Origin of the sequence: Massilia sp. LXY-6 (assembly GCF_051233485.1) — a bacterium.
Taxonomy (GTDB): domain Bacteria; phylum Pseudomonadota; class Gammaproteobacteria; order Burkholderiales; family Burkholderiaceae_D; genus Telluria.
In genome coordinates, this window is the sequence record NZ_JBKFGF010000058.1 from 43,085 (window position 1) to 50,429 (window position 7,345).

A 7,345-nucleotide genomic window follows, 5' to 3' on the forward strand; every position below is an offset into this window, starting at 1 on the left:
CCGGAGGCCGTCATCCCCGCGCAGGCGGGGATCCAGGTTCAGCTGGCGTGCCGCGAACAAACTTGGGTTCCCGCCTGCGCGGGAACGACGGATTGAAGGGGCGCATTTTAGCACCGCTCATTGCAGGGCTCATTGCACTGTAATTGCGCTGCTGCCCCCACCGGCCGGCCGCACCAGCACCTTGGTCGAGATCCGCTCCGTCATCTCCTGCACGTGCGAGATCACGCCGACCTTGCGGCCCAGCGACTGCAAGGCGTCCAGCGCGTCCATCGCGACCCCGAGCGTGTCGCTGTCCAGGCTGCCGAAACCTTCGTCGATGAACAGCGACTCGACCTTCACCCGGTTCGACGACAGCGAGGCCAGGCCGAGCGCCAGCGCCAGCGAGACCAGGAAGGACTCGCCGCCCGACAGGGAGTTGACGGAACGGATCTCGCCGCCCATGTCCTGGTCGCGCACCATCAGCGCCAGCGAGGGGCCGGCCTGGCTGGCCACGCGCTCCAGGCGGTAGCGGCGCGCTAGTTGCGACAGGTGGATGTTGGCGTAGCCGAGCAGCACGTCGAGCGTGAACTGCTGGGCGTAGTTGCGGAACTTCTTGCCGTCGGCCGAGCCGATCAGTTCCGCCATCTTGGCCCAACGCTCCTCGATGGCGCGCTGGCGTTCGATCTCGGCCATCATCGAGCGCGCCCGTTCGCGCCGGCCCTCGTCCTCGCGGATGCGCACGGCCAGGCTGGCGGCTGTCTCGTGCACCGTGTGGCGCTCGGCCTGCACGCTGTCGAGCAGGCGGGCGAGCGCGTCGGCGTCGGCTGGCAGGTCGGCCGCCGCCTCGCTGCAGGCATCGGCGCGCAACTCCACGCCCGGCAGCGCGGCCTGCCGGGCTAAGTGCTGTTCGCGCTGGCCGCGCCGTTCGGCCAGTACCGCGGCCGCCTGGCGCGTGCGGTTGTCGAGTTCGAGCAGGGCGGCGCGCTCCTGGGCGATGCGGGCGGCGCCGACCGCGAGCAGGCCGGCGAGCTGCTGCTCGTTCTCCACCGGTTCCAGGTCGGGGGCGCTGCCGGCGAAGTCTTCGATCCACTGCGCCAGGCGCGCGGCGGCGTCCGCGGACGCAGCCTGCAGGTCGGCGATGCGGCCGACGGCCTGGGCCTGGGCGGCGCGTACCCGCGCTTCCAGCTGGGCCGCCTGCAGGCTGGCGGCCTGGCAGGCCGCTACGCCCTGGCGTGCGGCGGCGACGGCGGCGGCGAGCAGACGCTCGACCTCGGTCGCCCTGCGGCCTTCGAACAGGGAGGCGCGTTCCTGGCGGCGTTCGCGCAGCTCGGCGTCGATGCGTTCGAAGTCCTGGCGGGCACCGTCGCGCTGGCGCGCAGCCTGGGCGGCGCGCTCTTCCAGCGCGGCCTGGCCGGCCGCCAGGGTCTCGATGGCGGCGGCCAGGCGGGACTGGAGCGCCGACCGCTCCAGCCATTGGCGCGCCTGGGCCGCACGGGCTGCGCGCCAGGCGGCCGGGTCCTGTTGCCACTGGCGCTGCCAGCCGTCGCCGCAGGCCTCGCCCAGCACCGGGTCGAGCTCGGCCAGCAGGGCGGCCAGGCTGCTTGCCGCGGCATCGCGGCGCGCCGCCAGGCCGGCGATGTCGGCGTCCAGCTTCGCCAGCTCGGTCTGGGCCTGCTGGGCCGCATGCAGAAGGCGCGCATGCTCGGCGTTGGTTTGGTCCCAGGCCTGCTGGGCGGCGTCGCGCGCCAGGCGGGCGCGGCCCAGGGCCTGGTCGCGCACTTCCAGCGCCTGGAAGCCGGCGCGCAGCTGGGCCGACTGGGCCGCGAACCAGGCGGGGCGCGCGGCTTCCGGCGGCGCTTCCCCGGCCAGCGGGCTGTCTTGCCATTCGTTTTCCAGCTGCGCGGCGCTGGCGGCGAGGCCTTCGCGTTCGCGCCCGAGCTGGGCCAGCTTGTCGGCGGCGGCCTCGATGGCTGCGCGCTGTTCGGCCTGCAGGTTCACGTTCTCGCGCTGTTCGCGGCGGCGCGCGCTAACTTCTTCGGACAGGCTGGACAGCACCGCGTGCAGGCGCTCGTCCTGGTGCCGGTAGGGGTGGTCCTCGGCGCCGCAGACCGGGCAGGGGTCGCCGTCGGCCAGCGTCGCGCGCAGGCTTTCGACGCCGTCGGCGCAGGCCAGCTGGGCGCCCTTGAGCAGGCGTTCGGCCTGGGCCGCCTGGGCGTCGAGGGCGATGCCGGCGGTGCGCGCCGTTTCCAGCGCCTCGTTGGCGGCGGCGCGGGCCTGGCTTGCCTGCTGCGTTCCCGCATCGAGGTCGGCCAGGCGCTGGCGGGCACTGGCCAGCGCGTTCCAGGTTTGTTCCAGCGAGGCCAGGCCTTCGCGGCGCGCGTCCAGCCGGCGGCGTTCGTCGCGCAGAAGCTCGGCATCGATGGCGGCCAGGGCCCCGCCGGCTGCGCGGCGCGCTTCGTCGCGGGTGGCCAGCAGCGCCGTTGCCGATTCCAGGGCCAAGGCGGTGCGCTGGGCGGCTTGGGCCGCCTGCCCGGCGCCGGCGCGGGCGTCCAGCAGCGCGCTCGCGGATTGCGCGTCCAGGCGCGCGGCGTCCTCGGCCTGCGCCAGGCGCTGTTCCCAGCGCGTCCACTGGCCGGCCAGGCCTTCCAGCGCGTGCTGCGCTTCCAGCCAGGCGCTGGTGTCCTGCAGCGACTGGCGGGCGGCGGCCAGTTCGGCGGCCTTGGTCCGCAGCGCGGCCTCGGCTTTCACGGCCTCGTCGTCCGCAGCAGTGCGCGCGGCATGCGCCTTGTCGTGCGCCGGCAGCAGGGTTTCCAGGGTCGCGTCCAGCAGCTTCGCGCGGTCCAGTTGCGGGCCGGCGGCGCGCTGCGCTTCCTCGGCTGAATGGAGGGTCCGTTCGGCCTCGATCTGGCCGCGCAGCGCTTCCTGCTGGGCCGCGATTGCGCGCGCCAGCTCCTGCTCGCCGGCCGCCAGCTGGGACTGGGCTTGCCGCTGCTCGTCGGCCAGGCGCGCCAGGTCCGCCATCAGCGGACGCGCCGGCTGCACGGCATCGAGCGTAGCCAGGCGCCGGCGGCGTTCGACAGCCGGCTCCAGCTCGGCATTCGCGGCCGCCAGCAGTCCCTCCGCCGCGCTCTCCGCCGCCTTCAGGCGTGCCAGCTCCTGGTGCCAGCGCAGCCGTTCCTCGAGCGCGCTGCGGCGCGCATCGACGGCCGCCAGGCGCCGGTTGGCGTCGAGCTGCTGTTCTTCGAGGGCCTCGCGCTCGTCCGGGGCCAGCGGGGCCTGGTCCTGCAGGCGCGACGTCAGGCGCCGCATCGCTTCCTGTTCCTGGCGCCAGCGCTCGAAGGCGCGGCGCGAGATCTCGCTGTAGACGGCGCTGCCGGTGAGGGTTTCGAGCAGTTCGCCGCGTTCGTTCTCGTCGGTGCGCAGGAAGGCCGAGAACTCGTTCTGGGCCAGCAGCACCGAGCGCGTGAACTGTTCGAAGGAGAGGCCGATGCGGCGCTCGATCTCGCCCAGCACTTCGGTCTTGGTGGCGCCGATCGGCTGCAGCTCGGGCAGGCGCTGCAGGCTCATGGTGACGGGCTGCAGCGCCCCGGCCGCGCGGTTGCGCGAGCGGCGCACGCTCCAGCGCGCGCGGTAGCGGCCCGCGTCGTTGCCGACGAAATCGACTTCGGCAAAGGCCTCGGCGGTGCCGCGCCTGAGGAGTGTCCGGCGGTCCTGCACCGACAGCACGTCGTCGCCGACGTCGGGCAGGAAGTTACCGGCGCGCGGACCCTTGATCAGGCGTGGCGTGGCATCGTAGAGGGCCAGGCACAAGGCGTCGAGCAGGGTGCTTTTGCCGGCGCCGGTCGGGCCGCTGATCGCGAACAGGCCGGAAGAAAGCAAGGGTTCGCTCTCGAAGTCGACCTCGAATTCGCCGGCCAGCGAGGCCAGGTTCTTGCCGCCGATGCGCAGGATCTTCATGCGGCCTCCCGGTCGCGCGCGCCGTCGCCCGGCAGCATCAGCTCGGCAAAAGCGGCCAGCTGGTCGGCAGGCGCATCGTCGCCGAAACGCTGCTGCCACAGGCGGCGGAAGATGTCGTCCGGCTGCAGCTGGGCCAGCTGGTCCAGGCTGAGCGCGGCGTCGACGCCGGCCGCGGTGACGACTCTCCGGCTCGGCTCGATCTTCGCGAGGCGTACCGGCTTGCCCTCCAGCGCGGCCTCGACCTGGGCGCGCAGGCTGGGTTCGGGGCCGTCGAGCAGCACCCGGACTTCCAGGTAGGGCTGCTCGTGCAGCGGAGCGTCGGGCAGGTCGAGCCCGACCAGTTCGGCGATCACCTGGGTCAAAGGCGCCGGCTGGGCCGGTACGCGCAGCAGCTCGACCGCGCGCGGCACGTGCAGCGGCACGATCTCCTTTGCTTTATCGCCGTCGAGGTCGATGCGCAGCACCTGGTGCTGGTAGCCGATCTCGGCGAAGGAGAGCGGCAGCGGGCTGCCGCAGTAGCGCAGGTGTTCCTGCTTGCCGACCTTCTGCGCCAGGTGCAGGTGGCCCAGCGCAGCGTAGGCGATGCCCGGATCGAACATCGACGAGGGCAGGGCTTCGGTGCCGCCGATCAGGATGCGGCGCTCGGAGTCCGGCGACGAATCGCCGCCCACCATGTGGCAGTGGCCCATCGCCACGATGGCCTGGTTCCCGGCGCCGTTCGCGCAGCGCGTGCGCGCCAGTGCGTAGGCCTGCCGGTAGAGCAGGGCGATGCCGGACAGGTAGGCGTCGACCGGTGCGCCGGCCGCCGGGCCGCCGTCTTCCGCCGCCAGGTCCACCCGCGGCACGTCGCCCGGCCGCAGGAAGGGAATCGCCACGCACCAGGCTTTCACGGCGCCGTGGCGGTCCGTCAGCGGCACCACCAGGCGTTCGAGGTCGATCCCGCCGTCGGCGCCGCGCACCACGTGGCCGACCACCTTCGTGCCGTGGGCTTCGAGCAGCGGGCCGGGCGCTTCCAAGCGGCCCGGCGAATCGTGGTTGCCGGCGACGATCACGATGTCGAGCTGCGGCGCGCGGGCGCGCGCCTGCTGCAGGAAGCGGTACAGCTGGCGCTGCGAGGCGGCCGACGGGTTCGAGTTGTCGAAGATGTCGCCCGCGATCAGCAAGGCGTCGACCTGCTCGGCCACGATGGTCTCGAGCAGCCAGTCGAGGAAGCACTGGTGTTCATGGGTCCGGTCGAAGTTGTGCAGGGTCTGGCCGAGGTGCCAGTCGGAGGTGTGCAGCAGCCGCATGGTGGAGTTTCTTACGGGAAGGTGGGTGAGCCGGGGCCTTGGGACCTATCCCAGCAAGAACGCGTCGCTGCTGGGATAGGTCCCTACTATAACGCAGACATAAAGGCTATGACAAAAGTTCTCGGGCTGACATGCAAGACTGATAAAACCTCTACTAGAATGCGCCAATGAGCGAACTCACCCCTGAATTTACCCTCTCCATCGGCGCCGCGCGCGCCCTGCACCTGGCGGCCCAGGGCATGCTGCTTGCGCGCCGCACCCGCGCCACGAAAGACGATGTGCTGGCGGCGATCCGCCGCATGGGCGTGCTGCAGATCGACACCATCAGCGTGGTCGCGCGCAGTCCCTACCTAGTGCTGTGGAGCCGCCTGGGCGACTACGAGCCGGCCTGGCTCGACGCCTTGCTGGCCGAGGGCAGGCTGTTCGAATACTGGGCGCACGAGGCCTGCGTCATCCCGATCGACGATTACGGCCTGTACCGCCACCGCATGCTCGACACCGCGCCGTTGGGCTGGAAGTCCGGTGCGTCGTGGATGCGCGGAAACGCCGAGCAGGTCGCGCGGGTGCTCGAACACATCCGCGTCAAGGGCCCGGCGCGCGCGGCCGATTTCGAACGCAAGGAGGGCAAGGGCGGCGGCTGGTGGGAATGGAAGCCCGAGAAGCGCTCGCTGGAGGCGCTGTTCACGGCCGGCAAGCTGATGGTGGCGCGGCGCCAGAATTTCCATCGTGTCTACGACCTGGCCGAGCGCGTGCTGCCCGGCTGGGACGACAGCCGCGCGCCCTCCTTGATGGAAGTCAGGCGCGAATTCGTGCTGCGCGCGGTGAAGGCGCTGGGGCTGGCGAAGGCGGCCTGGATCCCGGACTACCACCGCACCAAGCCGCCGCACCTGGCGCCGCAGGCCCTGGTCGACGAGGGCCTGCTGCTGCGCGCCCGCGTCGAGGGCTGGAAGGAGCCGGTGTTCGTGCACCCGGACCATGCCGGGATCCTGGCCTCGGCGGCGGCAGGGAAGCTGAACCCGACCGTGACGAGCTTGCTGTCGCCCTTCGATCCGATCGTCTGGGACCGCCGCCGCGCGCTGGAACTGTTCGGCTTCGACTACCGCCTGGAGTGCTACACCCCGGCCGAGAAGCGCCAGTACGGCTATTTCACGCTGCCTGTCCTGCGCCGCGGCCAGCTGGTCGGGCGGATCGATGCCAAGGCACACCGCGCGGCCGGGGTGTTCGAGCTGAAATCCGTGGCGCTGGAAACGGGTGTGCGGCCGAGCGAGCGCCTGCTGCGCGACCTGGCGACGGCGGTGGGGCGCTGCGCGCGCTGGCACGGCTGTCCGCGGGTCGAGCTGGCAGGTGCGCAGCCCGCAGCCGTGGCGGCGCCGCTACGTGCGCTGTTGTCCGATCCCGAAGGCCTCGCGGCCTGAACGCGCCGGCCGGGCAGTTTGCGATAGATCAAGCCTGCATCCCGGCCCCTCCGTACACTAGGTGTTCTTTCAGGCCGACGAAAACGATACCTCAGGGTTCAGCCCTTCCTGCAGGCCTGTTCAAAATAAACGCCTCCCATCCAGGTTTCCGTCCCGACCTTCCGGTCAGGTGGAGCTTTGTGTTGGCAAATAACTGAGCGGAGACAGAATGCTGACGTCAACTTACACCCTCGTTGCCTTGTCCGTGGAGCAGACCACCGTCCGTTCGGCGCTGCAGTCGCTGGCGTGCACGCTGCATGCCCTGCCGGACGATGGCGGCACCCTCGCGCCCGGCCAGGCGGCCCAGCTGTGTGCCGAATTGCGCCAGGTGGTCGGCGATTGCCACTGGCGCAAGCTGGACAAGTTCCTGGTGCCGGCCCTGCGCCGTAGTACCGAAGCCGCCGACGGCCTGCTGCGTGCCCTCGAACAACTCAGCCGCAGCGCCGCCGAGTTCCTGGCGGCCGCCGAGGCCTGCGTCGACGCAGGCGGCCGCGGCATCGACCGCAACAGTTTCCACGAGGCGGTCGAGGGCTGCATCGCGGCCCTGCGCTGCCGCCTCGAGCGCGAGGAACACGAATTGTTCCCGTTGGCGCGCAGTCTGGTGCGCGGCGAGGCCTGGTTCGCAATCGCCAACCAGATGCTGGCCCACGATGCGGTCGCCCGCGA

Annotated in this window: 4 protein-coding genes; 2 read left to right on the plus strand and 2 right to left on the minus strand. The window is 71.6% G+C overall.

Annotated features, from left to right (window positions below):
* Nucleotides 1-129 precede the first annotated feature (129 nt).
* Both ACI48D_RS22810 and ACI48D_RS22815 read right to left on the minus strand, forming a co-directional pair.
* Nucleotides 130-3,936, minus strand: a complete 3,807-nt coding sequence (locus ACI48D_RS22810) for an AAA family ATPase (RefSeq protein ID WP_435573527.1) — start codon at nt 3,934-3,936, stop codon at nt 130-132.
* Complete coding sequence (locus ACI48D_RS22815; RefSeq protein ID WP_435573528.1) at nt 3,933-5,225, minus strand: exonuclease SbcCD subunit D C-terminal domain-containing protein; 1,293 nt, start codon at nt 5,223-5,225, stop codon at nt 3,933-3,935. Before ACI48D_RS22815 ends, ACI48D_RS22810 begins: the two co-directional genes overlap by 4 nt.
* 167 nt (nt 5,226-5,392) lie before the next feature.
* Between ACI48D_RS22815 and ACI48D_RS22820 the strand changes: the two genes are divergently transcribed.
* Entirely contained in the window at nt 5,393-6,640 is a 1,248-nt protein-coding gene (locus ACI48D_RS22820; RefSeq protein WP_435573529.1) for a winged helix-turn-helix domain-containing protein, read from the plus strand.
* Between the two features lie 208 nt (nt 6,641-6,848).
* On the plus strand, nt 6,849-7,345 hold a 497-nt coding region (locus ACI48D_RS22825; protein WP_435573530.1), incomplete at its 3' end, for a hemerythrin domain-containing protein.

Excerpts from the sequence above, each read along its gene's own strand:
- ACI48D_RS22810 (WP_435573527.1), bottom strand. The coding sequence starts at position 3,936 with ATGAAGATCCTGCGCATCGGCGGCAAGAACCTGGCCTCGCTGGCCGGC.
- ACI48D_RS22815 (WP_435573528.1), bottom strand. The coding sequence starts at position 5,225 with ATGCGGCTGCTGCACACCTCCGACTGGCACCTCGGCCAGACCCTGCAC.
- ACI48D_RS22820 (WP_435573529.1), top strand. The coding sequence starts at position 5,393 with ATGAGCGAACTCACCCCTGAATTTACCCTCTCCATCGGCGCCGCGCGC.